This window comes from Streptomyces sp. CNH189 (assembly GCF_000527195.1).
The window spans coordinates 20,658-47,499 of sequence record NZ_AZUS01000009.1 but is presented as its reverse complement, the minus strand read 5'-3'; the positions used below and the strand labels follow the sequence as shown (position 1 = coordinate 47,499).

The window sequence follows — 26,842 nt, the reverse complement described above, 5'->3', positions numbered from 1 at the left end:
CGGGGGCAACGCTCGACAGAATCGGACCGGCCTCTCGAGGCCGGTCTGCGCTGTCCGGGCCTATTTGGGGGGCCATCGGCATGATCCGCTTCAAGCCTGGGGCTCCCCGAGGGGTGCGACCCCGGCTCCTGTCACGGGTGCGCTCCCTCGCCGTACCCACGGCCTGGGGCGCCGTCGCCGTCGTCTACCGGCTGACCTGCCCGCTCGCCCAGGACGACGCCATCGGCGCGCGCCTGGTCAGCAGCGCCGTCCTGTGCGCGGTCGGCACCGGCATCGTGCTGCACATCCGGCGCCGCATGCTGCGCGAGGTACGGCACGCCCGGCGGATCGCCGAAGCCGCGCAGAGCGTGCTGCTGCGGCCCCCGCCGCCCCGGGTCGACGGGCTGGCCGTCGCCGCCGTCCACCTCTCCGCCGACCGGGGAGCCCGGATCGGCGGCGACCTGTACGAGGTCACGGCCACCGAGCACGGCGTACGGGCGGTCATCGGTGACGTCCGCGGCCATGGCCTCGGCGCCGTCCGCACCGGCGCCGCCGTCCTCGGCAGTTTCCGCGAGGCGGCCCACGACGAGCCGGACCTGGCCGGGGTGCTGCGCCGGCTGGAGCGGGCCCTGGACCGGCATCTGCGCGAGCGGGCGCACGGCGAGCACGACACCACGGACGGCGCCGGCACCCCGTCCGCGGAGGAATTCGTCACCGTCCTGCTGCTGGAGATCCTCCCGGACGGGGAAGTACGCGCCCTCAACTGCGGTCACCCCTGGCCGTACGTTCTGACCGACGCGGGCGCGGAACCGCTCGCCGGGGACGAGCCCCTCCCACCCCTCGGCCCGTTCCCGCTCCCCGGGGAGCTGCCCGCCACGGCCTGCGGCCGGCTGCTCCCCGGCGACACCCTCGTCCTGCACACCGACGGCGCGGAGGAGGCCCGGGACGCCGAGGGCCGCTTCTTCCCGCTGCGGGGCGTCCTCGCCGAGGCCGCGCGCGAGCGTCCGCGGACTCCCCATGCCGTACTGCGGACGGTTCTCGCGGCGCTGCTGCGGCACACCGCCGGCCCGCCGAAGGACGACGTGGCGCTGCTGATCCTCGGGAACGAGCGCTGCTCCCCGTCCGCGCACCAGTCCCACGGCGTCCCCCGCTCGGCCACCGCCGACCGCTAGGGTTCCTCGTTCGGATCAGGAACCCCGCGAGCCAGGCCCGGTCCGAACGAAGGACCCCGCGAGCCGGGCCCGGTCCGAACGGCAGCCCCTGGGGCCGGCACACGAGGCCGGCGGGCCGTCCGCCCGGCCACGGAGTGTCGGGCAGGCAGCCGGACGGACGGCGGAAAAACGGGCCGCCGCACTGTACGAGGGGGAGCCGGCGGCCCGGCCGGCCTCTTTCGAGGCATTTCAGTCAACCGGCCGGGCACGCTCCGCGACAGTGCGTGCACACTACGGATGCGGGCACTCCGTTCACACCCCGTGTGAACGCGCAGCCACTACTCTGTCCGCACCGAGCCGACGGGGGGCCCGAGATGCAGCCCAACACTCTGCTCGACGCGATCCTGGACGAGGCGGGCGTCTCCCACGCGGGACTGGCCGCGCACGTCAACCAGGCCGGCCGGGCACGTGGTCTGACGCTGCGGTACGAACACACCGCCGTGGCCCGCTGGCTGAAGGGCCAGCGCCCGCGGGGCCAGGTGCCCGACCTGATCTGCGAGGTGCTCGCCGCCCGTCTGCGCCGCCCGGTCACCCTCGACGACATCGGTCTCGGAGTCCCCGGCGGACCGTCCGCCCCGCACACCGGCACCCTCTCCGGCTTCGTCGAGCGGGCCACCGCGCTGTGGCGCTCCGACCAGCAGGGCCGCCCTCATCTGCTCGGCGCCCCCGCGGTCACCGGCACCCCGGCCGTGATGCCCGTGTGGGAGTGGGAGAACCCGCCCGAGGACGCCGACGTCTCCCGCGGCGGCCCGCACCGGGTCACCCCCGGCGACCTGGACATGCTGCGCGCCGCCCGCGCCCACTACGAGCAGCTGTACCGCAAGGCCGGAGGCATGGCGACCCGCGCCCGGATCGTCGGCTTCCTCAACGCCGAGGCGGCCCCGCTGCTGCGCGGCAGCTACACCGACGCCACGGGGCGTCAACTGCACCGGGCCACCGGCAGTCTGGTCGCCATCGCCGGCATCTGCGCCTACGACTCCGACGCCCACGGCCTCGCCCAGCGCTATTTCCACCAGGCGCTGCGGCTCGCCAAGGCCAGCGGCGACCGGGGCCTCGGCGCCTACGTGATCGCCCTGCTCGTCAACCAGTCGCTGTTCATGCGGGAGTTCCGGCAGGCCGTCGCCTTCGCGGAGGCCGCGCTGCGCACCGCGGGCGCCGACATCACCCCCGCGCTCGCCTCCGACCTGTACGCGATGCAGGCCAAGGCGTACGCACACCTCGGCGACGGCACGAGCGCGCTGTCCCGCATCCGGCGGGCCGAGCGGTCCGCCGAGCGCATTCACCGCGGCCATGAGCCCGACGAGACCGGCTATGTCCAGCCGGGCCTGGTCAACGTGCAGGTGGCGGAGGCGCTGTTGAGCCTCGGGGAGCTGGCGGCGGCGGGGGAGCACGCGGCGGCCGCCGTGGACACCCCGGCGCACGACCGGGGCCGGGTGCACCGGCTGGCCATGCTGAGCACCATCGAACTGCGCCAGGGCAACGCCGACCGTGCGGTGGCCGTCGCGGTGCAGATGGCCGAGCAGGCCCGCGGCATGGAGTCGCAGCGGCTGCGCGACCGGCTGCGGGCGGTGCGCGAGCACCTGGTGCGCAGCGGCTGTCCGGGCACCGCGGAGGCGGCCGAACTCATCGACGGGGCGCTGCGGGTACCGCTGTAGACACCCGCTCCCCGGCTCCGGCGTACGAGGGGCGGCCGTGACCGCGCCGCGCCCGGCGCATGCCTCACCGCGCCGCCCCATGCGTCACGGGCGGCCTCCCGTGCGCCTGCTGCACGGCCGTCACGGCTGCGATATTGCCCCTTACTCATCGGAAGGCGGCAGAAGCATGCAGTGGACGAAACAGAACGAGCAACCTGTGTACGCAAATCGCTGGTTCAGCGTCAATCTCGCCGATGTCGAACTGCCGGACGGCCGTCACCTCGACCACTTCCTCATACGGCTCAGGCCGGTCGCCGTGGCCACGGTGGTGAACGACGCCAACGAGGTCCTGCTGCTGTGGCGCCACCGCTTCATCACCGACAGCTGGGGGTGGGAGCTCGCGGCGGGCGTCGTGGAGGACGGCGAGGACGTCGCCGTGGCGGCGGCGCGGGAGCTGGAGGAGGAGACCGGCTGGCGGCCCGGCCCCCTGCACCACCTCATGACCGTGGAGCCGTCCAACGGCCTCACCGACGCGCGGCACCACATCTACTGGTCCGACGAGGGGGAGTACGCCGGCCACCCGGTGGACGACTTCGAGTCGGACCGCCGTGAGTGGGTGCCTCTGAAACTGGTCCCCGACCTGGTCGCCCGCGGCGAGGTCCCGGCAGCCAACATGGCGGCGGCCCTGCTCCTGCTCCACCACCTGCGCCTCTAGGAAGCGGCTGGGGTTCCGGTGCCGGCCCAGGATGCGCGGCCGGCTTCCGAGACGCGACAGCGGGCCCCGAGCCGGGTGTCCGGCAAGGGGCCCGCTGGCGCGGAGGTCACTCGTAGCTGTAGAAGCCCGACCCGGTCTTCCGGCCGAGCCGGCCCGCGTCCACCATGCGCTGGAGCAGCGGGGGAGCGGCGTACAGGGGCTCCTTGTACTCCTCGTACATCGAGTACGCGACCGAGGCGACCGTGTCCAGGCCGATCAGGTCGGAGAGCTTGAGCGGGCCCATCGGGTGGGCGCAGCCCATCTCCATGCCGTTGTCGATGTCCTCACGGCTGGCGATGCCCGACTCGAACATCCGGATCGCGGACAGCAGGTACGGGATCAGCAGCGCGTTCACCACGAAGCCGGAGCGGTCCTGGGCGCGGATCGCGTGCTTGCCCAGCACCTTCTCGGTGAAGACCTGCGCGCGGCTCAGCGTGCCCTCGGAGGTGGTGAGCGCAGGGATCAGCTCGACCAGCTTCTGCACCGGGGCCGGGTTGAAGAAGTGGATGCCGATGACGTGGTCCGGCCGGGAGGTGGCGACGGCCAGCTTCACCAGCGGGATGGAGGAGGTGTTCGACGCCAGGATCGCGTCGGGGCGGGTCACCACCTGGTCGAGCACCTGGAAGATCTCCGTCTTCACCTGCTCGTTCTCGACCACGGCCTCGATCACCAGGTCACGGTCGGCGAACTCGCCGAGGTCCGTGGTGAAGGTCAGCCGGGCCTGGGTGGAGGCCAGCTCCTCCTCGCTGATCTTGCCGCGCTCCGCCGCCTTCGACAGGGAGTTGAACAGCCGGGTACGGCCGATCTCCAGGGCTTCGCCGGTGGTCTCGGCGACCTTGACGTCCAGCCCGGCCCGGGCGCACACCTCGGCGATTCCCGCGCCCATCTGACCGCAGCCCACCACTCCGACGCGTTCGATGTCGGTCACATCGTCCCTTTCGCTCCTGCTTACGGCTGTGGCAGGGTGCCGGGTCCCGGCGCCTGCTCCGTTCGAGCACGTTACTCCGAAGTATCGATGATCGATCGCGGGGGTGCGGCATCCTGGCCGGGACACCGCCCTGACCAGGCGGTTCCAAGCGGGTTCGCGACAGTTGTCCAAGGGGGACGAGGGGTGCGGGTGTCACGCAGGAGCTTCACGGCGGCGCTGGCCGCCCTGGCGGTACCCGGGGCGTCCGCCGCCCCGCGGCCGGAGCCGGGCGCGGCGGGCGCCCCGGGCCGGGGCGGTGCGGCGAGCGGCGAGATGCGGGGGATGTGGGTGGCCACCGTCACCAACCGGGACTGGCCCTCACGGCCCGGCCTGGGCGCCGACCGGCAGCGCGCCGAGCTGACCGGCCACCTCGACACGGCCGTCCGCGCCCGCCTCAACACCGTGATCCTCCAGGTGCGGCCCACCGCCGACGCCCTGTGGCCCTCCCCGTACGAGCCGTGGTCGCAGTACCTCACCGGCACCCAGGGCACGCACCCCGGCTGGGACCCGCTCGGCACGGCCGTCGAGGAGGCGCACGCCCGCGGCCTCCACCTGCACGCCTGGTTCAACCCCTACCGGGTGGCCCTGCACGCCGACCCCGCCCGGCTCGCCGCCTCCCACCCCGCCCGCCGCAACCCCGGCTGGGTGATCCCGTACGGCGGCAAGCTGTACTACGACCCGGGGCTGCCCGAGGTCCGGGCCTTCGTGCGCGAGGCGATGCTGGACGCGGTGCGCCGCTACCCGGTCGACGGCGTCCACTTCGACGACTACTTCTACCCGTACCCGGTGGCCGGGCAGACCTTCGACGACGACGAGACGTACGACCGCCACGGCGGCGCCTTCCCGGACCGGGCGGCCTGGCGGCGGGACAACGTCGACCGGCTGGTGCGCGAGACGGCCGAGGGCATCAGGGCGATCCGGCCCGGCACCCGCTTCGGCATCAGCCCCTTCGGGGTGTGGCGCAACGCCGACGTGGACCCGCGCGGCTCCGACACCCGGGCGGGCGTGCAGTCGTACGACGACCTGCACGCGGACACCCGCACCTGGGCCGCGGAGAACTGGATCGACTACATCTGCCCGCAGCTGTACTGGAACATCGGCTTCGCCGTCGCGGACTACGCGAAGCTGCTGCCGTGGTGGGCCGAGGTCGTCCGGGGCTCGAAGACCCAGCTGTACACGGGAGAGGCGCTGTACAAGGCGGGGGACCCGGCGCAGCCCGCGGCCTGGGGCGATCCGGCCGAGCTGTCCCGTCACCTCACGCTGGCGAAGCGCCACCCGCGGGCGCGCGGGCACGTGTTCTTCGCGGCGCGTGAGGTGACGGCCGATCCGGTCGGGGCGATGGCACGGGTGGTGGCCGACCACTACGGGCAGCCGGCCGCCCCCCCGGCCTGATCAGTGCCGGTTCACGGTCTCCCGGTGCCGGATCTCGGTGTCGGGACCGGGCGAGCAGACACCCTCGTGCCCGTCCTCGAAGCGGACCCGGTAGGGCGGGCTGCCCTCCCGGCCGAGCACTTCGACGATCTCGCCGGCCTTGTCGTGCTGGCCGACCACCCTGCCGTGCTGGACAAGACGGTCACCCTCGGTTGCGCGCATCGTCGCCTCCTGCGGGAGCAGCGGTCCATGCCCTTCGAGTCTACGGCGGGGGCGGCGCCCCGGCTTCACGGCGGAGGGCCCCGGGATACCTCGGGGGCGCCCCAGGTTCCACGGCGGGGGAGCCGTCGGCCGTCCCGCGCCCCCCGTCGGCCCGCGCTACCCCCGCGCCCGCTGGGTGACGGCGATGCACACGAGGACCGCGGCCGCCGTCAGCGGGGCCGCCAGCGGCAGATGCTCGCCGAGCAGCAGCACCGACCACACCAGGGTGAGCAGCGGTTGCGCCAGTTGCAGCTGGCTCGCCTTGGGGATGCCGATCGCCGCCATGCCCCGGTACCAGGCGATCAGCCCCAGGAACTGCGAGCCCGCCGCCACCCACAGCAGTCCGGTGACGCTGTGCGCGGTCAGCCGTACCGGCTCGACGGTCAGGGCGACCGCGGCGACGGGCACGGTCAGCGGCAGGCACAGCACCAGCGCCCAGCCGATCACCTGCCAGCCCGGCATGGCCCCGGCCAGCCTTCCGCCCTCGGTGTAGCCGGCCGCGCAGATCAGCAGCGCCCCGAAGAGGTACACGTCGGCCGTGGACAGCGCGCCCCCGCTCTGCTGCACCGTGAACGCCAGCACGGCGGCCGCGCCGACGAGCGCCGCCGCCCAGAGGGTGCGCGAGGGGCGGGCGCCCGTCCGCAGGGCCGACAGCAGTGCCGTGGTGAGGGGGAGGAGGCCGACCACCACGGCGGCGTGCGCCGTGGTCGAGGTCTGCAGGGCCAGCGTGGTCAGCATGGGGAAGCCCAGCACCACCCCGGCGGCGACCACCGCGAGCCCCGGCCAGTGGCGGCGGGCCGGCGGCGGGACGCGCAGCGCCAGCAGACAGCCGCCGGCGATCACCGCCGCGAGCACACTGCGCACGGCCACCAGCGACCAGGGGCCGAAGCCCTCCAGGCCCCAGGCGGTGGCCGGGAAGGTCAGGGAGAAGGCGACCACGCCGAGGGCGGCCTGAAGGGTGCCGAAGCCCCGGGTGCGCGGCGGAGCGGTGACTGCTATCGGAGGCGCGGCGGTAGCGCTACTCTGTGCTCTCATGCACGACAGTAGCAGCGTGGGTGAGCTGGCGGAACAGCTGCGACAGGAGCTGGACCGCTACTCTCCTGGTGAGAAGCTCCCGTCCAGCCGGGCGCTGGTGGAGCGGTTCCGGGTCAGCCCGGTGACCGTCTCCCGGGCCCTGGCGCGGCTCGCCGCCGAGGGACTGGTGGTCACCCGCCCCGGCGCCGGCGCCTTCCGTGCCGTACCCCGCATCCCGGCCGCGCCCACCGGGGACACCTCGTGGCAGGAAGTCGCCCTCAGCGCCGACGGGGCCGCCGATCTCGTACCGCGCTCGGTGGACGCGTCCGGTGTCCTGGTGTCGCTGGCCGCACCGGCGCCCGGGGTGATCGAGTTCAACGGCGGCTATCTGCACCCCTCGCTCCAGCCGGAGCGGGCCATGGCGGCGGCGCTTGCCCGCGCCGGGCGCAGACCGGGCGCCTGGGGACGGCCGCCCGTGGAAGGACTGCCCGAACTGCGCGAGTGGTTCGCCCGCGCCATCGGCGGGCCGGTGACGGCGGCGGGCGTGCTGGTCACCTCGGGCGGGCAGTCCGCCCTGACCACGGCCCTGCGGGCGCTCGCCCCGCCCGGCGCGCCCGTCCTCGTCGAGTCGCCCACCTACCCGGGCATGCTGGCGATCGCCCGCGCCGCCGGACTGCGCCCCGTGCCCGTCCCGGTGGACGCCGACGGTGTGCGGCCGTCACTGCTCGCCGACGCGTTCCGGGCCTCCGGTGCCCGGGTCCTCGTCTGCCAGCCGCTGTTCCAGAACCCCACCGGCGCCGTGCTCGCCCCCGAACGGCGCGCGGAGGTGCTGCGCATCGCCCGGCAGGCCGGCGCCTTCGTCGTCGAGGACGACTTCGTACGGCGGCTGGTGCACGAGGACGCGGGCCCGCTGCCGCGCCCGCTCGCCGCCGACGATCCCGACGGGGTGGTGGTGCACGTCAGCTCGCTCACCAAGGCCACCTCGCCCAGCTTCCGGGTGAGCGCCCTCGCCGCGCACGGCCCCGTGCTGGAGCGGCTGCGGGCCATCCAGGTCGTCGACACCTTCTTCGTGCCCCGCCCGCTCCAGGAGGCCACCCTGGAACTCGTCGGCTCGGCAGCCTGGCCGCGTCATCTGCGCGCCATCGCCACGGCGCTGCGCGGCCGCCGCGACGCCATGACCGCGGCGCTGCGGCTGAACCTGCCGGACCTCGCCCTCCCGTACATCCCGTCCGGCGGCTACCACCTGTGGGTACGGCTGCCGGACGGCACGTCCGAGTCCGCGCTGACCGGGGCCGCCCTGCGCGCGGGCGTCGCCGTCACCCCCGGGCGTCCCTACTTCAGTGCCGAACCGCCCGCCGGGCACCTGAGGCTCAGCTTCGCCGCCGTGGCCGGCACCGGGGAGATCACGGAGGGCGTGCAGCGGCTGCGTACGGCCTGGTCCCAGGTGGTGGGATAAGGGCTCGACGCCCCTCGCCGACGACTGCGAGCATCGGCGCATGACTGCCGTTGTTCGCATGCCCGAGGGCTACGAGATCTCCGCCGACCCCGCCCGGATCGACGCCGGGAAGGTGCACCGGTGGCTGTCCACCGACGCGTACTGGGCGCTGGGCCGCTCCCGTGAGACACAGGACCGGGCGATCGCGGGATCGCTCAACTTCGGCGTGTACGACACGGTCTCGGGTGACCAGGTGGCGTACGCCAGGGTCATCACCGACCGGGCCACCTTCGCCTGGCTGTGCGACGTGTACGTCGACCCGGCCGTGCGCGGCAAGGGCCTCGGCACCGCGATGGTCACCGCCGTGCGGGAGGAGGTGCGGGACCACGGAGTACGGCGCGTCCTGCTGGCCACGCACGACGCGCACGAGGTGTACGCGCCGCTGGGGTTCCGCCCGCTGGAGCGGCCCGACCAGTGGATGGCGCTCATCTTCGAGCAGGCGTGAGCACCGTGTCACCTTGAGTGACCACGCGGTGGTGCCTCTTGACCAGCCGACCCCGGCGGCTGACCATCGCGGCATGGCACTTCGGGTCACGTTCGTCGCCGCCGCGGGGAGCTCCACGGTGCTGTCCGAGCGCTTCGAGGACGCCCGGCCGCTGGACCAGGCCGGATGGCACGAGGTGCAGCGCGCCGCGCACGAACTGCTGCCCCTGGCGGCGGCCGATCTGCGCTACTGCTCCCCGGCCCCGCGCAGCCGCGCCACCGGGGAGGGGCTCGGTTATGCGCCGCTGGTCCAACTCGCCCTGCGTGACTGCGACATGGGGCGCTGGCGTGGGCTGACGCTGGGGGAGGCGATGGCCCGGGAGCCGGAGGCGGTGGACGCCTGGCTCACCGACCCGCGCTCGACGTCGCACGGCGGGGAGTCCCTCTGGGACTTCATCGCCCGCGTCGGCGGCTGGCTCGACACCCGGCCGGTCGAGGACGGCTGCCGGATCGTCGCCGTGGCCGAGCCGTCGGTGATCCGCGCGGCGCTGGTCTACGTGCTCAAGGCGCCGCCCGCGACCTTCTGGAACATCGACGTCCGCTCGCTGTCCACGATCGGCGTGGCCGGCCGGGCGGGCCGCTGGAGCCTGCGCCTGGAGGGTGTCTCGGCGCAGCCGACGCGCGCGTAGGCCGGGCGCGCGGGCCGAGCAGGCGGGGCCTTCAGTCCACGCGTGTGTGATCGGTGACGAGTTCCAGGTCCTTGGCCGGGCCGCGCACCCGCCAGACCACGCGCCAGTGGCCGGCGTCCCGGACGGTGAACTCGCCCCGGTACAGGTCCGCCGAGCAGGGGTGGTCGGCGACGTACCGGCCGGCCCTGAGGTCCAGGCCGTGGAACGGGCGGCCGTCCGCGAACCGCACGTCCGCCGTGCCGTCGGGCCCGGGCAGAAATCGCAGCGTCCGCTCGGCGGGCCGGGTGACGCCCCGCCAGGTGAAGTCGCCGGACTCCCGCTGCAGCAGGCCGCCGTCCTCCAGCGGACCGAAAACGACCGTCCCCCGGAACCGGCCCTCGTCACCGCCCGCCAGGTCCCGTACGACGCGCTCCGCCCGCCAGCTGCCGCTGAGGTAGCTCAGTGCGTCGGGTACCGGCCAGAACTCGCCCATGCCGCCCCGTTCTCCCGCGCTCTCCGATGCCGCACGCCCCCATCGACGTGCCCCTGCCTGCTCCCTATCTTGCCGTTCGACGTGCTGAAAGGCGTCCGGTGTTCGGTGACGTCCCCGATGATCGGATGGCGCTGACACCGGCCCCGCCGGGCTAAGGTCTGGTCCTCATGAGTGACATGGCGGTCTGGAAGCGGGTGCGGCGGTCCGACAGGGCGGTAGCACCCTTCGCCGGCGCGGTGAGCGCCCTGGTGGGCGTGGTGCTGCTGTGGCTGGCCATCGGCGGCATCGGCAACCCCACCACACGTGAGGAGGAGAACGCCGCGCAGGAGCTGGCGCTGCGGATCTTCGGCTGCTGGCTGCTGGGCGGAGCGGCGCTGTACGCGGTGCTCGGCATGTTCCGCGCCCTGCTCGGTCACCTGGCCGCCCTCCTGGTCGCACCCCTCGTGGTGATCGTCGCCCTCCTGGTCCTGACCGCCTGACCGCCTGACCGCGGCCCCGGTGCGGGGGTGTCCGGGGGATCCCCCGCATGACCCCATTGCATAAACGTGCAGCGAAACGTATAGTCATGCCATCCAGGAGGAGGGTTTTCCATGGCGGTACGTGCGGCGGTGGCCGGAGCGAGCGGGTATGCGGGCGGCGAGCTGCTGCGTCTGCTCCTGACCCATCCCGAGGTCGAGATCGGCGCCCTGACCGGCAACTCCAACGCCGGCCAGCGCCTGGGCGCGCTCCAGCCGCACCTGCTGCCGCTCGCGGACCGGGTGCTGGAGCCGACCACCCCCGAGGCGCTCGCCGGGCACGACGTCGTCTTCCTCGCGCTGCCGCACGGCCAGTCCGCCGCCGTCGCCGAGCAGCTCGGCGACGAGGTGCTCGTGATCGACATGGGCGCCGACTTCCGCCTGAAGGACGCCGGCGACTGGGAGGCCTTCTACGGCTCCCCGCACGCCGGCACCTGGCCCTACGGCCTGCCCGAACTGCCGGGTGGCCGCGCCGCGCTGGAGGGGTCCAAGCGTGTCGCGGTGCCCGGTTGCTACCCCACCGCCGTCTCCCTCGCCCTGTTCCCGGCCTACGCCGCCGGGCTCGCCGAGGCCGAGGCCGTGGTCGTCGCCGCGTCCGGCACCTCCGGCGCGGGCAAGTCGCCCAAGCCGCACCTGCTGGGCAGCGAGGTCATGGGCTCCATGTCGCCGTACGGCGTGGGCGGCGGCCACCGGCACACCCCCGAGATGATCCAGAACCTCAGCGCGGCGGCCGGCGAGCGCGTCACCGTGTCCTTCACGCCCACCCTGGCGCCGATGCCCCGCGGCATCCTCGCCACCTGCTCCGCGAAGGCGAGGCCCGGCGTCACCGCCGAGTCCGTGCGCGCCGCCTACGGGAAGGCCCTCGCCGACGAGCCCTTCGTCCACCTCCTCCCCGAGGGGCAGTGGCCCGCCACCGCCTCCGTGTACGGCTCCAACGCCGTCCAGGTGCAGGTCGCGTACGACGCCGCCGCGGGCCGGATCGTCGCGATCAGCGCCATCGACAACCTGACCAAGGGCACCGCGGGCGGTGCCGTCCAGAGCATGAACATCGCCCTGGGTCTCGACGAGACCACGGGCCTTTCGACGATCGGAGTCGCGCCGTGAGCGACGCACGTGCAGCCGCCGGGCCGCAGACGATCACGATGCCCGCACCTCTGCGCTGCACGGGCGGGGAAGCGAACGAGGAGACACAGTGAGTGTGACGGCAGCAAAGGGATTCACGGCGGCGGGCATCGCCGCCGGGATCAAGGAGAACGGCAACCCCGACCTGGCCCTCGTGGTCAACAACGGCCCCCGCCGCGCCGCCGCCGGTGTCTTCACCTCCAACCGCGTGAAGGCCGCGCCCGTGCTCTGGTCCGAGCAGGTCCTCAAGAGCGGGCAGCTCGCCGCCGTCGTCCTCAACTCCGGCGGCGCCAACGCCTGCACCGGCCCCAAGGGCTTCCAGGACACCCACGCCACCGCGGAGAAGGCCGCCGAGGTGCTGGGCGTCGGCGCCGGCGAGGTCGCCGTCTGCTCGACGGGCCTCATCGGCGTCCTGCTCCCCATGGACAAGCTGCTCCCCGGCGTCGAGACCGCCGCCGGACAGCTCTCCGAGCACGGCGGCGAGAAGGCCGCCATCGCCATCAAGACCACGGACACCGTCCACAAGACGTCCGTGGCCGGTAAGGACAGCTGGACCGTCGGCGGCATGGCCAAGGGCGCGGGCATGCTCGCCCCCGGCCTCGCCACCATGCTCGTCGTCCTCACCACCGACGCCGACGTCGACAGCGAGACCCTGGACAAGGCGCTGCGCGCGGCCACCAAGGTCACCTTCGACCGCGTCGACTCCGACGGCTGCATGTCCACCAACGACACCGTGCTGCTCCTCGCCTCCGGCGCCTCCGGCGTCACCCCGGGGTACGAGGACTTCGCCGAGGCCGTGCGGACCGTCTGCGACGACCTCGGCCAGCAGCTCATCCGCGACGCCGAGGGCGCCAGCAAGGACATCAAGGTCGAGGTCGTGAACGCGGCCACCGAGGACGACGCCGTCGAGGTGGGCCGCTCCATCGCCCGCAACAACCTCCTCAAGTGCGCCATCCACGGCGAGGACCCCAACTGGGGCCGCGTCCTGTCCGCCATCGGCACCACCCGGGCCGCCTTCGAGCCCGACCGGCTCAACGTCGCCATCAACGGCGTCTGGGTCTGCATGAACGGCGGAGTGGGCGAGGACCGCGACAAGGTCGACATGCGCTACCGCGAGGTGCACGTCGTCGCCGACCTGGCCGCCGGTGACGCCACCGCCACCATCTGGACCAACGACCTCACCGCCGACTACGTCCACGAGAACAGCGCCTATTCCTCATGACCGTCACCCGTAAGCACACCGCGCTGCCCAAGGCGCAGATCCTCGTCGAGGCCCTGCCCTGGCTGACCCGGCACCACGGCAGGACCGTCGTCATCAAGTTCGGCGGCAACGCCATGGTCGACGAGGACCTGAAGGCCGCCTTCGCCCAGGACGTCGTCTTCCTGCGGCACGCCGGCCTGAAGCCCGTCGTCGTGCACGGCGGCGGCCCGCAGATCAGCCGCGCGCTCGAGACCCACGGCATCGTCAGCGAGTTCAAGGCCGGCCTGCGCGTCACCACCGAGGACGCCATGGACGTCGTACGGATGGTGCTCGCCGGGCAGGTCCAGCGGGAGCTGGTCGGGCTGCTCAACCGGCACGGCCCGCTCGCCGTCGGCCTCACCGGCGAGGACGCGCACACCCTCACCGCCGTCAAGCACCAGCCCGAGATCGACGGAGAGCTGGTCGACATCGGGCGGGTCGGCGAGATCACCGAGATCGACACGGGAGCCATCGAGGCCCTGCTCGCCGACGGCCGCATCCCGGTCGTCTCGTCGATCGCCCGCTCCCAGGACGACCACCATGTCTACAACGTCAATGCTGATACGGCGGCTGCGGCACTCGCTGCTGCTCTGGGCGCCGAGACCCTCATGGTCCTCACGGACGTCGAGGGCCTCTACGAGGACTGGCCGAACAGCGACGAGGTGATCAGCCGTCTCACCGCGTCGCAGCTGGAGAAGCTCCTGCCGGACCTGTCCTCCGGCATGGTGCCCAAGATGGAGGGCTGTCTCCACGCCGTACGCAACGGCGTGAACACCGCCCGCGTCATCGACGGCCGGGTCCAGCACTCGATCCTGCTGGAGATCTTCACGGACGAGGGCATCGGCACCATGGTCGTGCCCGACGAACAGGGGGAGTCGTGAGCAACGCGGAACTCACCGCCCGGTGGCAGGGCGCGCTGATGAACAACTACGGCACGCCCCGCCTCCCCCTGGTGCGCGGGGAGGGCCAGCGGCTCTGGGACGCCGACGGCAAGGAGTACCTCGACTTCGTCGGGGGCATCGCGACCAACGCCCTCGGCCACGCCCACCCGGCGGTCGTCGACGCCGTGACCCGGCAGATCTCCTCCCTCGGCCACATCTCCAACCTCTTCCTCGCCGAGCCGACCGTGGCGCTGGCCGAGCGGCTGCTCCAGCACTTCGGCCGGGACGGCAGGGTCTTCTTCTGCAACTCCGGCGCCGAGGCCAACGAGGCCGCCTTCAAGATCGGCCGGCTCACCGGGCGGACCCACGTCGTCGCGACGGAGGGCGCCTTCCACGGCCGCACCATGGGCGCCCTCGCCCTCACCGGGCAGGCCGGCAAGCGGGAGCCGTTCCTGCCGCTGCCCGGCGACGTCACCCACGTGCCGTTCGGCGACGCCCAGGCCCTGGACGCGGCCGTCACCGAGGACACGGCCCTCGTCGTCCTCGAACCCATCCAGGGCGAGCTCGGCGTCGTCGTCCCGCCCCCCGGCTACCTCAAGGCGGCCCGCGCCATCACGGCCGCCAAGGGCGCGCTGCTGGTCCTGGACGAGGTGCAGACCGGTGTCGGCCGCACCGGGAACTGGTTCGAGTACCAGGCCCACGAGGGCGTGCTCCCGGACGTCGTGACCCTCGCCAAGCAGCTCGGCGGCGGTCTGCCGCTCGGTGCCACCGTCGCCTTCGGCCGCGCGGCCCACCTGCTCGGACCCGGCCACCACGGCACCACCTTCGGCGGCAACCCGGTGGCCTGCGCCGCCGGACTCGCCGTGCTCGACACCATCGCCGACGAGGGTCTGCTGGAGAACGTCAAGCGGCAGGGCGCGAAACTCCGCGACGGGATCGAGGGCTCCGGCCACGCGTTGATCGACCACGTCCGGGGAGCGGGCCTCCTCCTGGGTATCGTGCTCACCGAGCCGCTCGCGCCCCAGGCGCAACAGGCGGCTCAGGACGCCGGGTTCCTCGTGAACGCGCCCGCCCCCGATGTCGTACGGCTGATGCCTCCGCTGAACCTCGGCGACGACGCGGTGGACGCGTTCCTCGGGGCGCTGCCCGGCATCCTGGACGCCGCCGGCCAGGCGGGCGGGGAAGGACGATCCGGAGAATGAGACGACGATGAGCCAGGAGCAGGATCAGGGGCGTACGCCGGGAGGGGCCGGGCAGGCCGGGCCCGCCGTGCCGCAGACCCGTACCGCGCGGCACCGGCGGATCGTGGACATCCTCAACCGGCAGCCGGTGCGGTCGCAGAGCCAGCTCGCGAAGCTGCTCGCCGACGACGGGCTGAGCGTCACCCAGGCGACGCTCTCCCGCGACCTCGACGAGCTGAACGCGGTGAAGATCCGCAACAACGACGGGGACCTGATCTACGCGGTGCCCAGCGAGGGGGGCTTCCGCACGCCGCGGGCGCCGTTGGGGGAGTCCGCCAAGGAGGAGCGGATGCGGAGGCTGTCGGCGGAGCTGCTGATCTCCGCGGAGGCGTCCGCGAATCTGGTCGTCCTTCGGACGCCGCCCGGGGCCGCCCAGTTCCTGGCGTCCGCGATCGATCAGGCGGAGTTGCAGGACATCCTCGGGACCATCGCCGGGGACGACACGTTGTTGCTGATCAGCAGGGAGCCCACGGGTGGGCAGGCCCTGGCCGATCACCTGCTGCGGTTGGCCCAGAACGGGCACTGAGGGGGGCGATCGGGGGTCGTCGTCGGGTGCGGGTGGGTGGGGGCTCGTCGCGCAGTTCCCCGCGCCCCTTGGGGTGTCTTCGTCAGCCCAGCCACCTTGCCAGGTTGCCGGTGCAGCGGACCTCGTCGCCTGCCGTGATCAGGAGGGCCTCCGTGTCGGGGAGGGACTCCAGCCAGCGCAGGCCCTCCCGTGAGCCCATCGCGAAGGCCGCCGTGGCCCAGCAGTCCGCCCACGTCAGCCGGGGGGCGACCACCGTCACCGCCACCAGGTCGGTCACCGCGGAAAGGCCCGTACGCGGGTCGGCGATGTGGTCGCCGCGCTCCGCGGTCCCCGACGTGGCCACCGCCAGCTCCCGCGCGCCGGCCGCGGAGACCACCGCCGCCAGACCCCCGGGGCGCAACGGGTCCGACACGCCGACCCGCCAGGGGCGCCCCGTCCCCGGTGACCCGAGCAGTTGGACGTCCCCGCCCCCGTTGACGTTCACCCCCGACACCCCGGCCGCCAGCAGCCGCCGGGCCGCGCGCTCGGTGGCCCAGCCCTTGACGATCCCGGTCGGGTCGAGCTCCCCCCGGTACCGCGTGCTGAACCAGCCCTCGCTGACCCGTTCCGCCTCCGCGGCCAGCTCCAGCACCTCGGCGACCTCGGGATCGCACGCCCCGACGTCCAGCTCACCGCGCGCCAGCCGGGAGATCTGGCTGTCCTCGCGGTAGGTGCTGAAGACCTCGTCCACCCGGCGCAGTCCGGCGACGGCCTCCTCCATCGCCGCGCGCACCGCGCCCGGTTCCCCGCCACGGACGTCGAGGGAGAAGATGGTCCCCATCGTCTCCTCCACGCGACGCACCGAGGCGGGTGCCTCAACGGGTTCGGCGGCCACCGTGTCAGCCACCGGCCTGGTCCAGCGCCGACTGGAGGGACTCCTTGTAGCCGGCACTGGTGTACGTGGCGCCCGACACGGCGTCGATGTCGGCGGAGCCGGCCCGCACCGCCGCCTGGTTGAGCTTCGGTACGGCGTCGGAGGTGACCTGGTCGCTCTGGCCGCCCTTGGGTGCCTGGACGGCCTCCGCCTTGGTGATCTTCCCGCCGTCGACGGTGACGCGTACCTGCACGGGTCCGTACTGGGTCTGCGCCACCTCGCCGGTGACCGTCCGCGCCTCGGCCGCGGCACCGCCCCCCGGGTCGGCGGGCGCGGCGGCGCGTGCCTTGTCCAGGGCCGACTGGAGGGACTGCTTGTAGCCGTCGCTGGTGTAGGTGGCGCCGGAGACGGCGTCGATCTCGGCACTCTGCGCGGCCACGGCCGCCTGGTTGAGTCTCGGTACGGAGCTGGAGGTGACCTGGTCGCTCTGGCCGCCCTTGGGTGCCTGGACCGCCTCCGCCTTGGTGATCTTCCCGCCGCTGACGGTCAGCCGGACCTGCACCGCCCCGTACTGGGTCTGCGCCGCGTCGCCGGTGACCGTGCCGTCCCCGATGGGCCGGGCGCCGCCCTGCACGGACTCCGCCGCGGGAGGGGCGCCGCCCGCCGCCGCGGCCGACCCCGGGTCGGCCCCGGGTTTCAGCGACAGCAGCAGCACGATCCCGGAGACGGTGACGGCGGTCGCCAGCACGGCACGCCGGAGGGGGTGACTCTTCCTCATCGCTTCTCAAGCTCCTGGAGGGTAACGGGCGACCGGGGCCGACGGCCCGCCGCTCACATCTCGAACGACTCGTGGTGGATCCGGCGCGCGGGGACCCCGGCGTCGCGCAGCGCCGCGTACACCTGCTGGGCGAACCCGGGCGGCCCGCACATGAAGACGTCATGGCGGTCGATGTCCGGCATCTTGCGCCGCAGGCTCTCCGCGGAGATGTCCGGGCGCTCCCCGTCGGGGCTGTTCACCGCGTACATCAGCCGGGCGCCGCGCTCGTCGGCGATCTTCGCCAGCTCGCCCCACAGCGCCAGGTCCTGCGTGCTGTTGGCCCGGTACAGCAGGGTGATGTCACCGGACGCGCCGGGCAGCGTCTCGAACAGGGCGCGCATCGGGGTGATACCCACCCCGCCCGCGACCAGCAGCACCTTGCCGCGGCTGCGGCGCTGCGCGGTCAGCGCCCCGTACGGGCCCTCGGCCCACACCCGGGTGCCGGGCTCCAGCTCACGCAGCCGGGAGCTGTGGTCGCCGATCGCCTTGACGGTGATCCGCAGCATGTCCGGGCGGGGTGCCGCGGACAGGGAGTACGGGTGCGAGCTGAACCGCATCCCGCGCGCCAGGAAGCGCCAGCGGAAGAACTGCCCGGCCTCGGCGCCCATCCGGTGCAGCCGGCGCCCGCCGATCAGCACCGACACGACGCCCGGCGTCTCCTCGATGACCGCCTGGACGCGCATCTGGTGCCGCAGGTTCAGCCGGACCGGGGTGATGATCCGGTACCAGAGGACCAGCGCGGTGACGGCGCCGTAGAGGCCGTACCAGAAGGTTTTCGCGGACGGGGTGACCGCGAACTCGTTGCCGGTGGTGATCTGGTGCCAGAACGTCAGGAACACCGCCGCGTACGTCAGCAGGTGCACGTGGTACCAGCCGTCGTACGGCAGCCGGCGCCGGACCGGGCCGACCGACAGGAAGGCGATCACGAACAGCAGCCCGGTGCCGAGGGCGGCCTTGCCCATGTCCGGCAGCGTGGTGACGGAGGTGACCGTCTGCGACACGATGTCGGCGAGGGTCCTGCCGGCCTGCCGGGCGTAGCCCCACATGATCAGGAAGACGTGCGCGACGACCAGGCTGACGGTGTAGCGGCCGCTCATCGCGTGCCAGCGGGCGACCCGGTCCGAGCCCACCCGCCGCTCCAGCGCGGGCACCCGGGCCATCTGCAGCACGACCAGGGCCATCAGATATCCGGCGAGCAGACCGGTGATCCGGCCCGCGGCGATGATCTTCCCGGTGGTGTCCGCGATGGACGGTGTGCTCGTCCACCAGAGCCACAGCACGGCCACCGCGCCCGCGCCCACGGCGAGCAGCAGCGGCACGGCGGGGGAGCGGCGCGGACGGATGCGGCGCATCGTCTGGCGGCGGGCGGCACGGCCGCCGGCGAGCGTGGTGGTCACGGTTCCTCCGTGGGACTCGGCCCTTGGCCCACTCATACGTGCCGTCACGCTGGAGTGTTCAGAGGAATTCGTGCTTCTGTCGCGCGCCTCAGTAGCGGGTGACGGCCGTGCGTCCGCCGGTCGTGCCGATCGCCAGGTGCGGGGCCCGCGCGGGGTCGGCCCAGCGCAGGATCCGCCGCATCGCGCTCTTGGACACGGAGACACAACCGGCCGTGGCGCCACGCCCGTTGACGTGCAGGAAGATGCCGGCGCCCCGGCCGCGCACGGGCTTGCGGTAGTTGAAGTCGACGACCAGGGCGTGGGCGTACTGGGCGCGGTAGGTGATCAGGTGTTCCGCCTGGCCGGCCCGGCAGTCGGCCGCCCGGGGCTCGGTCCAGCGGTTGTAGGAGCGCGAGTCGTTGTCCTGGCACCACCAGGAGTTCTGCCGCACGGGGCGATAGGTGTACCGGGTCCCGGACGGGGGCGCCGCGGTCCCGAAGGCGTACGGCATGCCGTACAGGCCGGTGGGGGTGGTGTTGGTGCCCTGCTTACGCCGCGTCCCCTCGACGAGTCCGCCCGAGCCGAAGCGGGCCGGTGCGGAACCGGCCGCCGTCCAGCGTCCGCCCTTGCGGCTCCACCAGGTGACCGTGCCGGTGGTGGAGCCGGTCCGCGCCGCCACCGCGGTGATGAGCTGGGTGCCGCCCCCGGTGTCCGCCATCCGCTCCGGCAGCGGCGACCCGGGACGCTGGGCGGTGCCGAGCGAGAGGAGAGACAGGGACACGAGGACGGCGGCGGAGACGGCACCTGGGCGCATGGCTCAGACGCTAGAGGGGGGCAGCGGCAACGGCAGCCCGGGAAGTCCGTCCATGCTCGTCGCGATGTGCTCCTTCTTGGTGAAGTAGGCGTCCAGGGAGGCGTCGTCCTCCCGGGCGAACCGCTTCTCGTGCAGATCGCGTTCACTCTCGTACGCCATGAAGGGCACGGCGTAGCCGCAGGTGTCGCGGATCAGCTCGGCCCTCACGACCACGATCGCGCGCAGCCCGTGGGTCCACGGGTCGATGTCCGGGAAGTGCGCGAGCAGCTCCGCGAACCGCGGGTCGTCCCGGAACACGGGCTCCCCGCGCCCGTGCACGCGCACGATGTTCGGCGGCCCCTGGAAGGCGCACCACATCAGGGTGATCCGGCCGTTCTCCCGCAGATGGGCGACGGTCTCGGCGTTGGAGCCGGCGAAGTCGAGGTAGGCGACGGTGAGCTCGTCGAGGACCGCGAACGATCCTTTGAGTCCTTTGGGCGAGAGGTTGACCGTGCCGTCGGCGGACAGCGGAGCGGTGGCGGTGAAGAAGACGGGCTGGTCCTCGATGAAGGTGCGCAGGCGTCCGTCGATGCGTTCGTACGTTTTCCCCATGTCAACCGATTATCGGGCCGGATCATTCGCCTGTCTAAGGATTTTCGAGGTGCTGTCCCGGCCTCGGTGGCGGAAAGGACCGTGGCCGCCCCGGCCGGCGCGTACACGGGGCGGCCACAGCGCCTGTCACCTCACTTGGTGAGTGTGCAGGCGGCCAGGGGTGGCGGGCTCGTCCCTGAGGGGTGTCTCCGGGTGGGTCGAAGCGGCGCCTGCCCCCGGTGGGCAATACGCGCAAGCGGTTTCCCGCGTTCAACGCCCGTACGGAGTGACCCCGAGAGGGCCGGGCGAGGCGCCGCCCGAGGATTGAATTGACGAATCATGCGGACTCCTGCATACTCATGCATGTCAGCGAATGCACTGTGAGGAGAAACCCGTGACCGAGCGCGTCGTACTCGCCTACTCAGGCGGTCTGGACACCTCCGTCGCCATCGGCTGGATCGCCGAGGAGACGGGCGCCGAGGTCATCGCCGTTGCGGTCGACGTCGGCCAGGGCGGCGAGGACCTGGACGTCATCCGCAAGCGCGCGCTCGCCTGCGGTGCCGTCGAGGCCGAGGTCGCGGACGCGAAGGACGAGTTCGCCGAGGAGTACTGCCTCCCGGCGATCAAGGCCAACGCCCTCTACATGGACCGCTACCCGCTGGTCTCCGCGCTGTCCCGGCCGACGATCGTCAAGCACCTGGTCGCCGCCGCGCAGAAGCACGGCGCCACCACCGTCGCCCACGGCTGCACCGGCAAGGGGAACGATCAGGTCCGCTTCGAGGCCGGCATCGTCGCCCTCGCCCCCGACCTGAAGTGCATCGCCCCGGTCCGCGACTACGCGATGACCCGTGACAAGGCCATCGCCTTCTGCGAGGCCAAGGGCCTGCCGATCGCCACCACCAAGAAGTCCCCGTACTCCATCGACCAGAACGTCTTCGGCCGTGCCGTCGAGACCGGCTTCCTCGAGGACATCTGGAACGCGCCCATCGAGGACGTCTACGAGTACACCCAGAACCCGGCCGTGGCCCGGGAGCCCGACGAGGTCGTCATCACCTTCAAGGAGGGCGTCCCGGTCGCCATCGACGGCAAGCCCGTCACCGTCCTCCAGGCGATCCAGCAGCTCAACGAGCGCGCCGGCGCCCAGGGCATCGGCCGGATCGACATGGTCGAGGACCGCCTCGTCGGCATCAAGTCCCGCGAGGTCTACGAGGCCCCCGGCGCGATCGCCCTGATCACCGCCCACCAGGAGCTGGAGAACGTCACGGTCGAGCGCGAGCTGGCCCGCTACAAGCGGCAGGTCGAGCAGCGCTGGGGCGAGCTGGTCTACGACGGCCAGTGGTTCTCCCCGCTGAAGCGTGCTCTCGACGGCTTCATCGCCGAGGCCAACCAGCACGTCAACGGCGACATCCGGATGACCCTGCACGGCGGCCGCGCCGTCGTCACCGGCCGGCGCTCGGAGTCGTCCCTGTACGACTTCAACCTGGCCACCTACGACACCGGCGACACCTTCGACCAGGCCGCGGCCAAGGGCTTCATCGACATCTACAGCCTGTCGTCGAAGATCGCGGCCAAGCGCGACCTCGGCTGAGCCGCAACGCCTGACGACCCCTCACACGCACTAGCCTGACAGCCGCCTCTCCACACGTCCGTGGGGAGGCGGCGGCACATCCGGAACCCTGGAGGAGCACGCAAGTGAGCAGCAACAGCGGTGACGTCCGGCTCTGGGGCGGCCGTTTCGCCGACGGTCCCGCCGAGGCCCTGGCGAAGCTGTCCGCGTCCGTCCACTTCGACTGGCGGCTCGCCCCCTACGACATCGCCGGTTCCCGCGCCCACGCGCGCGTGCTGCACACGGCGGGCCTGCTCACCGAGGACGAGCTGACCCGCATGATCGAGGGGCTCGACCGGCTGGAGGCCGACGTGGCCTCCGGCGCGTTCACCGGCACCATCGCCGACGAGGACGTCCACACCGCGCTGGAGCGCGGCCTGCTGGAGCGCCTCGGCCCGGACCTCGGCGGCAAGCTCCGCGCCGGACGGTCCCGCAACGACCAGGTCGCCACCCTCTTCCGGATGTACCTGCGCGACCACGCCCGCGTCATCGGCGGCCTGATCGCCGAGCTCCAGGACGCGCTGGTCGGGCTGGCCGAGGCCCACCCGGACGTGGCGATGCCCGGCCGCACCCACCTCCAGCACGCCCAGCCGGTGCTCTTCGCCCACCACGTCCTCGCCCACGTCCAGTCCCTCTCCCGGGACGCGGAGCGGCTGCGCCAGTGGGACGAGCGCACCGCCGTCTCCCCCTACGGCTCCGGCGCCCTCGCGGGCTCCTCGCTGGGCCTGGACCCCGAGGCGGTCGCCAAGGACCTCGGCTTCGAGCACGGCAGCGCCGCCAACTCCATCGACGGCACGGCCTCCCGGGACTTCGTCGCGGAGTTCGCCTTCATCACCGCGATGATCGGTGTGAACCTCTCCCGGATCGCCGAGGAGGTCATCATCTGGAACACGAAGGAGTTCTCCTTCGTGACGCTGCACGACGCCTTCTCCACCGGCTCGTCGATCATGCCGCAGAAGAAGAACCCGGACATCGCCGAGCTGGCACGCGGCAAGTCCGGCCGCCTGATCGGCAACCTCACCGGCCTGATGGCCACCCTCAAGGCCCTGCCGCTCGCCTACAACCGCGACCTCCAGGAGGACAAGGAGCCGGTCTTCGACTCCATCGACCAGCTGGAGATCCTGCTGCCCGCGTTCACCGGGATGATGGCCACGCTCACCGTGCACCGCGAGCGCATGGAGGAACTGGCCCCGGCCGGCTTCTCCCTCGCCACCGACATCGCCGAGTGGCTGGTCCGGCAGGGCGTGCCGTTCCGGGTCGCCCACGAGGTGGCCGGCGAGTGCGTGAAGGTCGCCGAGGCGGAGGGCAAGGAGCTGGACGAGCTGACCGACGAGCAGTTCGCGAAGATCTCCGCGCACCTCACCCCGGAGGTCCGCTCGGTCCTCGACGTCCCCGGCGCCCTGGCCTCCCGTAACGGCCGAGGCGGCACAGCCCCGAGCGCGGTGGCGATCCAGCTCGCGGAACTGAAGGAGAACGTAGCCCTCCAGCACAAGTGGTCGACAGCCAAGAAGCAGTAGGCCAGGACGCCCCTCAGGAGCGCGGGGACTTGCGCGCCAGGCCCGCACGGCGCCGCACGCACCGCGCCCCGGAGTCCCGCCCCCTCAGGGGCGCGGGGAACTGCGCGAACAACCCCCACGTCGCCGCACCTGCCCCGCCCCGGCAAGTCCCGACCTCATAGGCGAAGCCGCAGCCACGACGCGGGTTACGTTGGCACAGCCACACCGCAGCCAACCGACGGAGTCGCCATGCCCTTCGCCCGCCTGGCCACCGCCACCACCCCCACCGCCCACCTGGGCCTGGGCCTCGCCGCAGTGGGCCGCCCCGCCTACATCACCCTCGACCGAGCCGCCGACCTGGGCGAAGGCGACGACCGAACGGTCGAGAACCTCCGCGCCCGCACCCACGAACTCCTCGACGCCGCCTACGCCCAGGGCGTGCGCTACTTCGACGCGGCCCGCTCCTACGGCCGCAGCGAGGAATTCCTCGCCGACTGGCTGAAGAACCACCCGGACGCCACCGACGTGGTCGTCGGCAGCAAGTGGGGCTACACCTACACCGCCGACTGGACCACCGACGCCGAACGGCACGAGGTCAAGGACCACTCCCTCGCCGCGTACGAACGCCAGCGCGCCGAGACCGACGCGATCCTCGGCGACCGGCTGGACCTCTACCAGATCCACTCGCTGACCCCGGACAGCCCCGCCCTCGCCGACAAGGAACTGCACGCCCGGCTCGCCGAGGCCGCGGCCCAGGGTCTCACCGTCGGCTTCTCCACCAGCGGCCCCCGCCAGGCGGACGCCATCCGCGCCGCCCTCGCCGTCACGGTCGACGGCGAGCCCCTCTTCCGCACGGTGCAGTCGACCTACAACGTCCTGGAGACCTCCGCCGGCCCCGCGCTGGCCGAGGCCCACGACGCGGGGCTCACGGTGATCGTCAAGGAGGGCATGGCAAACGGCCGCCTGGCCGGCCCGCAGGCCCCCGAGCCGTTGCGCGCCGTCGCCGAGGAGACCGGCCTGGGCTGCGACGCCGTGGCCCTCGCCGTCGCGCTGCGTGAGCCGTGGGCGGGCATGGTCCTGTCGGGCGCGGCCACCACCGTCCAGCTCGTCTCCAACCTGCACGCGGCCGCCGTCGACCTCACCGACGACCAGCTCGCCCGCCTGGCCCCGCTGGCAGAGAACCCCGACGCGTACTGGCAGCACCGTGGCGGCCTGCCCTGGCACTGACCTCACCGTCCGCCGCCGACACCCACAGGACGACGCCAGGCGATGAGACATGAGTACCCCGCGTGAGACACCACCGTCTCACGTGAGGTACCGTCGTCTCATGGCTGTCGACCGCGACCACGTGCTGCGCAGCGCCGCAGCGCTGCTGACCCGCAAGTCCACCGCGACGATGGACGAGGTCGCCAGGGCCGCCGGCATCAGCCGCGCCACCCTGCACCGCCAGTTCGCCGGGCGGGACGCACTGGTCCGTGCCCTCGAAGCGCTCGGGATCGCCGAGTGCGAGGCCGCCCTCGCCGCCGCCCGCACCGACGAGGGCCCCGCCACCGACGCCGTGCGGCGCCTGGTCGCCGAGATCGAACCGCACGCGGGCCTGCTCGCCTTCCTCTACTCCGAGAACCAGCTGTTCGAGGGCGAGGAGCAGAACGAGGGCTGGGCCAGGATCGACGAGGGCGTCGCGGACCTGTTCCGGCGCGGCCAGTCGAGCGGTGAGTTCCGCATCGACCTCACCCCGGCCTGGCTCACCGAGGCCCTCTACGGCCTGCTCGCCTCCGCCGCCTGGGCGGTCGCCGAGGGCCGGGTCGCCCCCAACGACTTCACCCACATGATCGTCGAGCTGCTGCTGGGCGGCGTACGACGCCCGGAAGAACCGGCACGAAGGAAGCAGTCATGACCAGCGCCATACGGCCGCACACCACGACCGAGGAGACGCCGCGGCCCGGGCGCTGGCTCGCCCTCTCCGTCCTGGTGCTCGCCGTCCTGCTGGTGGCCGTCGACGCGACCGTCCTCGGCCTCGCCACCCCGTACATCAGCGAGGACCTCGCACCCACCGGCACCCAGCTGCTGTGGATCGGCGACGTCTACTCCTTCGTGATCGCCGGTCTGCTCGTCTCCATGGGCAGCCTCGGCGACCGTATCGGCCGCAAGCGCATCCTGCTGTTCGGCGCCGCCGCCTTCGGCGCGATCTCCGTGCTCAACGCGTACGCGCACACGCCCGAGGTGATGATCATGGCGCGCGCCCTGCTCGGCGTCGCCGGGGCCACGCTGATGCCGGCCACCCTCGCCCTGATCCGCAACCTCTTCCACGACCCGCGCGAGCGCAGCTTCGCCATCGGCATCTGGGGCGCGACCGCCTCCGCGGGCACCGCGGTCGGCCCGATCCTCGGCGGGCTGCTGCTCGAACACTTCTGGTGGGGCTCGGTCTTCCTGATCAACCTGCCGGTGATGGCCGTCCTGGTGGTCGTCGGCATCAAGCTCCTGCCCGAGTCCCGCACGCCGCAGCCGGGCCCGTGGGACCTGACCAGCGTGGTCCTGTCCCTGGCTGGGATGATCGGCGTCGTCTACGCGGTGAAGGAGACGGCGAGCCACGGCCCCGCACCGTCCGCGCTGGCCGCGGGCCTGCTGGGCGCGGCGGCCCTGTACCTGTTCGTCCGCCGCCAGCTCACCCTTCCGGTGCCGCTGCTGGACGTGCGGCTGTTCCGGCACCCGGGGTTCAGCGGCGCGGTGCTGGCCGACCTGCTGGCCGTCCTCGGCCTGTCCGGCCTGGTCTTCTTCCTCTCCCAGTACCTGCAACTGGTCCAGGGGCGGCGCCCGTTCGAGGCGGGCCTCGCCGAACTGCCCGCGGCGATCGGCGCGGTGGTGGCCGGCCTGATCGCCGGCCGTGCCGCGCGCCGCTTCTCGGTGCGCTCCGTCGTGGCCGGGGGACTGGCCGCCATCGGTCTCGCCCTGGCCGCCCTCACCGTCATCGGCCAGTCCACCGGCTACCCCCTGCTCGGGGCGGCCCTGCTGGTGGTCGGCGCGGGCGCGGGTTTCTCGTTCACCGTGACGGCGGACGTGATCCTCTCCAGCGTGCCCAAGGAACAGGCGGGCGCGGCCTCCGCCGTCTCGGAGACGGCGTACGAACTCGGCGCGGCCCTCGGCATCGCCGTCCTGGGCTCCATCGTCACCGGCGCCTACCGGGGCTTCCCCGGCCCGGCGGGCACCCCGGCGGCCGCCCACGAGTCCCTGGGCGGCGCGGTGGAAGCGGCGACCCACATGCCGGCCGCCACCGCGGCCCCCATGCTCGACGCAGCCCGCGAGGCCTTTGTGTACGGCCTCACCCTGGCAGCAGGAGTTGGAGCGACAGTCCTCCTGGCCGCCTCAGCAGCAGCCTGGCACATGCTCCGCAACCAACACCTGGACAACACCTGAGCCCCCCAAGGGCGCGGGGAACTGCGCGACAAGCCCCCACCCGCCTGCGGGGACCCAAAACGGCGGTGGGCGCCGGTGGAGGAAACTCCACCGGCGCCCAC

General features: G+C 72.9%; 27 protein-coding genes. 18 read left to right on the top strand and 9 right to left on the bottom strand.

All coding sequences use genetic code 11. The features are described 5' to 3' along the window. Positions 1-80 precede the first annotated feature (80 nt). The 3 genes from B100_RS0114305 to B100_RS33940 all read left to right on the top strand — a co-directional run bounded on the left by B100_RS0114305 (position 81) and on the right by B100_RS33940 (position 3,539). Positions 81-1,151: a PP2C family protein-serine/threonine phosphatase gene (locus B100_RS0114305; RefSeq protein WP_024885131.1), complete on the top strand. Its 1,071-nt coding sequence runs from the start codon at positions 81-83 to the stop codon at positions 1,149-1,151. Positions 1,152-1,504: 353 nt separating this feature from the next. After that, positions 1,505-2,845, top strand: a complete 1,341-nt coding sequence (locus B100_RS0114300) for an NsdA family TPR-like regulatory protein (protein WP_024885130.1) — start codon at positions 1,505-1,507, stop codon at positions 2,843-2,845. 166 nt (positions 2,846-3,011) lie between these two features. Next, entirely contained in the window at positions 3,012-3,539 is a 528-nt protein-coding gene (locus B100_RS33940) for an NUDIX hydrolase (protein ID WP_078540915.1), read from the top strand. 106 nt (positions 3,540-3,645) lie between these two features. Here the strand turns inward: B100_RS33940 and B100_RS0114290 are convergent, their stop codons facing one another. Beyond that, positions 3,646-4,506, bottom strand: a complete 861-nt coding sequence (locus tag B100_RS0114290) for a 3-hydroxybutyryl-CoA dehydrogenase (protein WP_024885129.1) — start codon at positions 4,504-4,506, stop codon at positions 3,646-3,648. Between the two features lie 189 nt (positions 4,507-4,695). On the opposite strand from B100_RS0114290, the gene B100_RS0114285 reads away from it, so the two are divergent. After that, the gene (locus B100_RS0114285) at positions 4,696-5,937 is read left to right on the top strand and encodes a family 10 glycosylhydrolase (RefSeq protein ID WP_024885128.1); all 1,242 of its coding nucleotides are present in this window, start codon (positions 4,696-4,698) and stop codon (positions 5,935-5,937) included. Here the strand turns inward: B100_RS0114285 and B100_RS0114280 are convergent, their stop codons facing one another. Further along, a complete protein-coding gene (locus tag B100_RS0114280; protein ID WP_024885127.1) occupies positions 5,938-6,138 on the bottom strand; it encodes a DUF1918 domain-containing protein in 201 nt (66 codons plus the stop codon). A gap of 156 nt (positions 6,139-6,294) precedes the next feature. After that, positions 6,295-7,212, bottom strand: coding sequence for a DMT family transporter (locus B100_RS0114275; protein WP_024885126.1), 918 nt, complete (start codon positions 7,210-7,212; stop codon positions 6,295-6,297). On the opposite strand from B100_RS0114275, the gene B100_RS0114270 reads away from it, so the two are divergent. The 3 genes from B100_RS0114270 to B100_RS0114260 all read left to right on the top strand — a co-directional run bounded on the left by B100_RS0114270 (position 7,211) and on the right by B100_RS0114260 (position 9,798). Continuing rightward, complete coding sequence (locus B100_RS0114270; RefSeq protein ID WP_024885125.1) at positions 7,211-8,647, top strand: aminotransferase-like domain-containing protein; 1,437 nt, start codon at positions 7,211-7,213, stop codon at positions 8,645-8,647. The two genes, B100_RS0114275 and B100_RS0114270, sit on opposite strands and share 2 nt — an antisense overlap. Positions 8,648-8,687: 40 nt before the next feature. Then, positions 8,688-9,131, top strand: a complete 444-nt coding sequence (locus B100_RS0114265) for a GNAT family N-acetyltransferase (protein ID WP_024885124.1) — start codon at positions 8,688-8,690, stop codon at positions 9,129-9,131. A gap of 73 nt (positions 9,132-9,204) precedes the next feature. Next, positions 9,205-9,798, top strand: coding sequence for a histidine phosphatase family protein (locus B100_RS0114260; RefSeq protein WP_024885123.1), 594 nt, complete (start codon positions 9,205-9,207; stop codon positions 9,796-9,798). A gap of 31 nt (positions 9,799-9,829) precedes the next feature. On the opposite strand, the gene B100_RS0114255 is transcribed toward B100_RS0114260, so the two are convergent. After that, positions 9,830-10,270 carry a DUF6314 family protein gene (locus B100_RS0114255; RefSeq protein WP_024885122.1) on the bottom strand — a complete coding sequence of 147 codons (441 nt, stop codon included), beginning with the start codon at positions 10,268-10,270 and terminating at the stop codon, positions 9,830-9,832. Positions 10,271-10,437: 167 nt separating this feature from the next. On the opposite strand from B100_RS0114255, the gene B100_RS0114250 reads away from it, so the two are divergent. The 6 genes from B100_RS0114250 to B100_RS0114225 all read left to right on the top strand — a co-directional run bounded on the left by B100_RS0114250 (position 10,438) and on the right by B100_RS0114225 (position 15,795). After that, a complete protein-coding gene (locus B100_RS0114250) occupies positions 10,438-10,749 on the top strand; it encodes a hypothetical protein (RefSeq protein ID WP_024885121.1) in 312 nt (103 codons plus the stop codon). A 111-nt stretch (positions 10,750-10,860) separates the two neighbouring features. Then, a complete protein-coding gene (argC, locus tag B100_RS0114245; RefSeq protein WP_024885120.1) occupies positions 10,861-11,889 on the top strand; it encodes an N-acetyl-gamma-glutamyl-phosphate reductase in 1,029 nt (342 codons plus the stop codon). 88 nt (positions 11,890-11,977) lie between these two features. Continuing rightward, entirely contained in the window at positions 11,978-13,129 is a 1,152-nt protein-coding gene (gene argJ / locus B100_RS0114240) for a bifunctional glutamate N-acetyltransferase/amino-acid acetyltransferase ArgJ (protein ID WP_024885119.1), read from the top strand. Further along, the gene (gene argB, locus B100_RS0114235) at positions 13,126-14,028 is read left to right on the top strand and encodes an acetylglutamate kinase (RefSeq protein WP_024885118.1); all 903 of its coding nucleotides are present in this window, start codon (positions 13,126-13,128) and stop codon (positions 14,026-14,028) included. Before argJ ends, argB begins: the two co-directional genes overlap by 4 nt. After that, positions 14,025-15,230 (top strand): acetylornithine transaminase, encoded by a 1,206-nt coding sequence (locus tag B100_RS0114230; protein ID WP_024885117.1) that lies wholly within the window; start codon positions 14,025-14,027, stop codon positions 15,228-15,230. Before argB ends, B100_RS0114230 begins: the two co-directional genes overlap by 4 nt. A gap of 7 nt (positions 15,231-15,237) precedes the next feature. Further along, positions 15,238-15,795: an arginine repressor gene (locus B100_RS0114225; RefSeq protein ID WP_024885116.1), complete on the top strand. Its 558-nt coding sequence runs from the start codon at positions 15,238-15,240 to the stop codon at positions 15,793-15,795. 82 nt (positions 15,796-15,877) lie between these two features. Here the strand turns inward: B100_RS0114225 and B100_RS0114220 are convergent, their stop codons facing one another. The 5 genes from B100_RS0114220 to B100_RS0114200 form a co-directional block, all read right to left on the bottom strand. Continuing rightward, positions 15,878-16,615: an FAD:protein FMN transferase gene (locus tag B100_RS0114220; protein ID WP_037722839.1), complete on the bottom strand. Its 738-nt coding sequence runs from the start codon at positions 16,613-16,615 to the stop codon at positions 15,878-15,880. Positions 16,616-16,673: 58 nt separating this feature from the next. Beyond that, positions 16,674-17,426 (bottom strand): FMN-binding protein, encoded by a 753-nt coding sequence (locus B100_RS0114215; protein WP_024885114.1) that lies wholly within the window; start codon positions 17,424-17,426, stop codon positions 16,674-16,676. 53 nt (positions 17,427-17,479) lie between these two features. After that, positions 17,480-18,862, bottom strand: coding sequence for a ferredoxin reductase family protein (locus tag B100_RS0114210; protein ID WP_024885113.1), 1,383 nt, complete (start codon positions 18,860-18,862; stop codon positions 17,480-17,482). A gap of 88 nt (positions 18,863-18,950) precedes the next feature. After that, positions 18,951-19,655, bottom strand: coding sequence for a L,D-transpeptidase family protein (locus tag B100_RS0114205; RefSeq protein ID WP_024885112.1), 705 nt, complete (start codon positions 19,653-19,655; stop codon positions 18,951-18,953). A 3-nt stretch (positions 19,656-19,658) separates the two neighbouring features. After that, positions 19,659-20,246 (bottom strand): pyridoxamine 5'-phosphate oxidase family protein, encoded by a 588-nt coding sequence (locus B100_RS0114200; protein WP_024885111.1) that lies wholly within the window; start codon positions 20,244-20,246, stop codon positions 19,659-19,661. Positions 20,247-20,619: 373 nt separating this feature from the next. Here B100_RS0114200 and B100_RS0114195 point away from each other — a divergent pair, with 373 nt between their 5' ends. The 5 genes from B100_RS0114195 (at position 20,620) to B100_RS0114175 (ending at position 26,741) form a co-directional block, all read left to right on the top strand. Further along, positions 20,620-21,813, top strand: coding sequence for an argininosuccinate synthase (locus B100_RS0114195; protein ID WP_024885110.1), 1,194 nt, complete (start codon positions 20,620-20,622; stop codon positions 21,811-21,813). Between the two features lie 104 nt (positions 21,814-21,917). Continuing rightward, positions 21,918-23,348 (top strand): argininosuccinate lyase, encoded by a 1,431-nt coding sequence (gene argH / locus B100_RS0114190; RefSeq protein WP_024885109.1) that lies wholly within the window; start codon positions 21,918-21,920, stop codon positions 23,346-23,348. Between the two features lie 228 nt (positions 23,349-23,576). After that, the gene (locus tag B100_RS0114185) at positions 23,577-24,554 is read left to right on the top strand and encodes an aldo/keto reductase (protein WP_024885108.1); all 978 of its coding nucleotides are present in this window, start codon (positions 23,577-23,579) and stop codon (positions 24,552-24,554) included. 100 nt (positions 24,555-24,654) lie between these two features. Then, positions 24,655-25,224 (top strand): TetR/AcrR family transcriptional regulator, encoded by a 570-nt coding sequence (locus B100_RS0114180; RefSeq protein ID WP_024885107.1) that lies wholly within the window; start codon positions 24,655-24,657, stop codon positions 25,222-25,224. Next, a complete protein-coding gene (locus B100_RS0114175) occupies positions 25,221-26,741 on the top strand; it encodes an MFS transporter (protein WP_024885106.1) in 1,521 nt (506 codons plus the stop codon). Before B100_RS0114180 ends, B100_RS0114175 begins: the two co-directional genes overlap by 4 nt. Positions 26,742-26,842: the final 101 nt, after the last annotated feature.

What these genes read in the sequence shown, in the direction of transcription:
- B100_RS0114305 (WP_024885131.1), top strand. Translation starts at nt 81, where the DNA reads ATGATCCGCTTCAAGCCTGGGGCTCCCCGAGGGGTGCGACCCCGGCTC.
- B100_RS0114300 (WP_024885130.1), top strand. Translation starts at nt 1,505, where the DNA reads ATGCAGCCCAACACTCTGCTCGACGCGATCCTGGACGAGGCGGGCGTC.
- B100_RS33940 (WP_078540915.1), top strand. Translation starts at nt 3,012, where the DNA reads ATGCAGTGGACGAAACAGAACGAGCAACCTGTGTACGCAAATCGCTGG.
- B100_RS0114280 (WP_024885127.1), bottom strand. Translation starts at nt 6,138, where the DNA reads ATGCGCGCAACCGAGGGTGACCGTCTTGTCCAGCACGGCAGGGTGGTC.
- B100_RS0114270 (WP_024885125.1), top strand. Translation starts at nt 7,211, where the DNA reads ATGCACGACAGTAGCAGCGTGGGTGAGCTGGCGGAACAGCTGCGACAG.
- B100_RS0114275 (WP_024885126.1), bottom strand. Translation starts at nt 7,212, where the DNA reads ATGAGAGCACAGAGTAGCGCTACCGCCGCGCCTCCGATAGCAGTCACC.
- B100_RS0114265 (WP_024885124.1), top strand. Translation starts at nt 8,688, where the DNA reads ATGACTGCCGTTGTTCGCATGCCCGAGGGCTACGAGATCTCCGCCGAC.
- B100_RS0114260 (WP_024885123.1), top strand. Translation starts at nt 9,205, where the DNA reads ATGGCACTTCGGGTCACGTTCGTCGCCGCCGCGGGGAGCTCCACGGTG.
- B100_RS0114255 (WP_024885122.1), bottom strand. Translation starts at nt 10,270, where the DNA reads ATGGGCGAGTTCTGGCCGGTACCCGACGCACTGAGCTACCTCAGCGGC.
- B100_RS0114250 (WP_024885121.1), top strand. Translation starts at nt 10,438, where the DNA reads ATGAGTGACATGGCGGTCTGGAAGCGGGTGCGGCGGTCCGACAGGGCG.
- argC (WP_024885120.1), top strand. Translation starts at nt 10,861, where the DNA reads ATGGCGGTACGTGCGGCGGTGGCCGGAGCGAGCGGGTATGCGGGCGGC.
- argB (WP_024885118.1), top strand. Translation starts at nt 13,126, where the DNA reads ATGACCGTCACCCGTAAGCACACCGCGCTGCCCAAGGCGCAGATCCTC.
- B100_RS0114225 (WP_024885116.1), top strand. Translation starts at nt 15,238, where the DNA reads ATGAGCCAGGAGCAGGATCAGGGGCGTACGCCGGGAGGGGCCGGGCAG.
- B100_RS0114220 (WP_037722839.1), bottom strand. Translation starts at nt 16,615, where the DNA reads ATGGGGACCATCTTCTCCCTCGACGTCCGTGGCGGGGAACCGGGCGCG.
- B100_RS0114215 (WP_024885114.1), bottom strand. Translation starts at nt 17,426, where the DNA reads ATGAGGAAGAGTCACCCCCTCCGGCGTGCCGTGCTGGCGACCGCCGTC.
- B100_RS0114205 (WP_024885112.1), bottom strand. Translation starts at nt 19,655, where the DNA reads ATGCGCCCAGGTGCCGTCTCCGCCGCCGTCCTCGTGTCCCTGTCTCTC.
- B100_RS0114200 (WP_024885111.1), bottom strand. Translation starts at nt 20,246, where the DNA reads ATGGGGAAAACGTACGAACGCATCGACGGACGCCTGCGCACCTTCATC.
- B100_RS0114185 (WP_024885108.1), top strand. Translation starts at nt 23,577, where the DNA reads ATGCCCTTCGCCCGCCTGGCCACCGCCACCACCCCCACCGCCCACCTG.
- B100_RS0114180 (WP_024885107.1), top strand. Translation starts at nt 24,655, where the DNA reads ATGGCTGTCGACCGCGACCACGTGCTGCGCAGCGCCGCAGCGCTGCTG.
- B100_RS0114175 (WP_024885106.1), top strand. Translation starts at nt 25,221, where the DNA reads ATGACCAGCGCCATACGGCCGCACACCACGACCGAGGAGACGCCGCGG.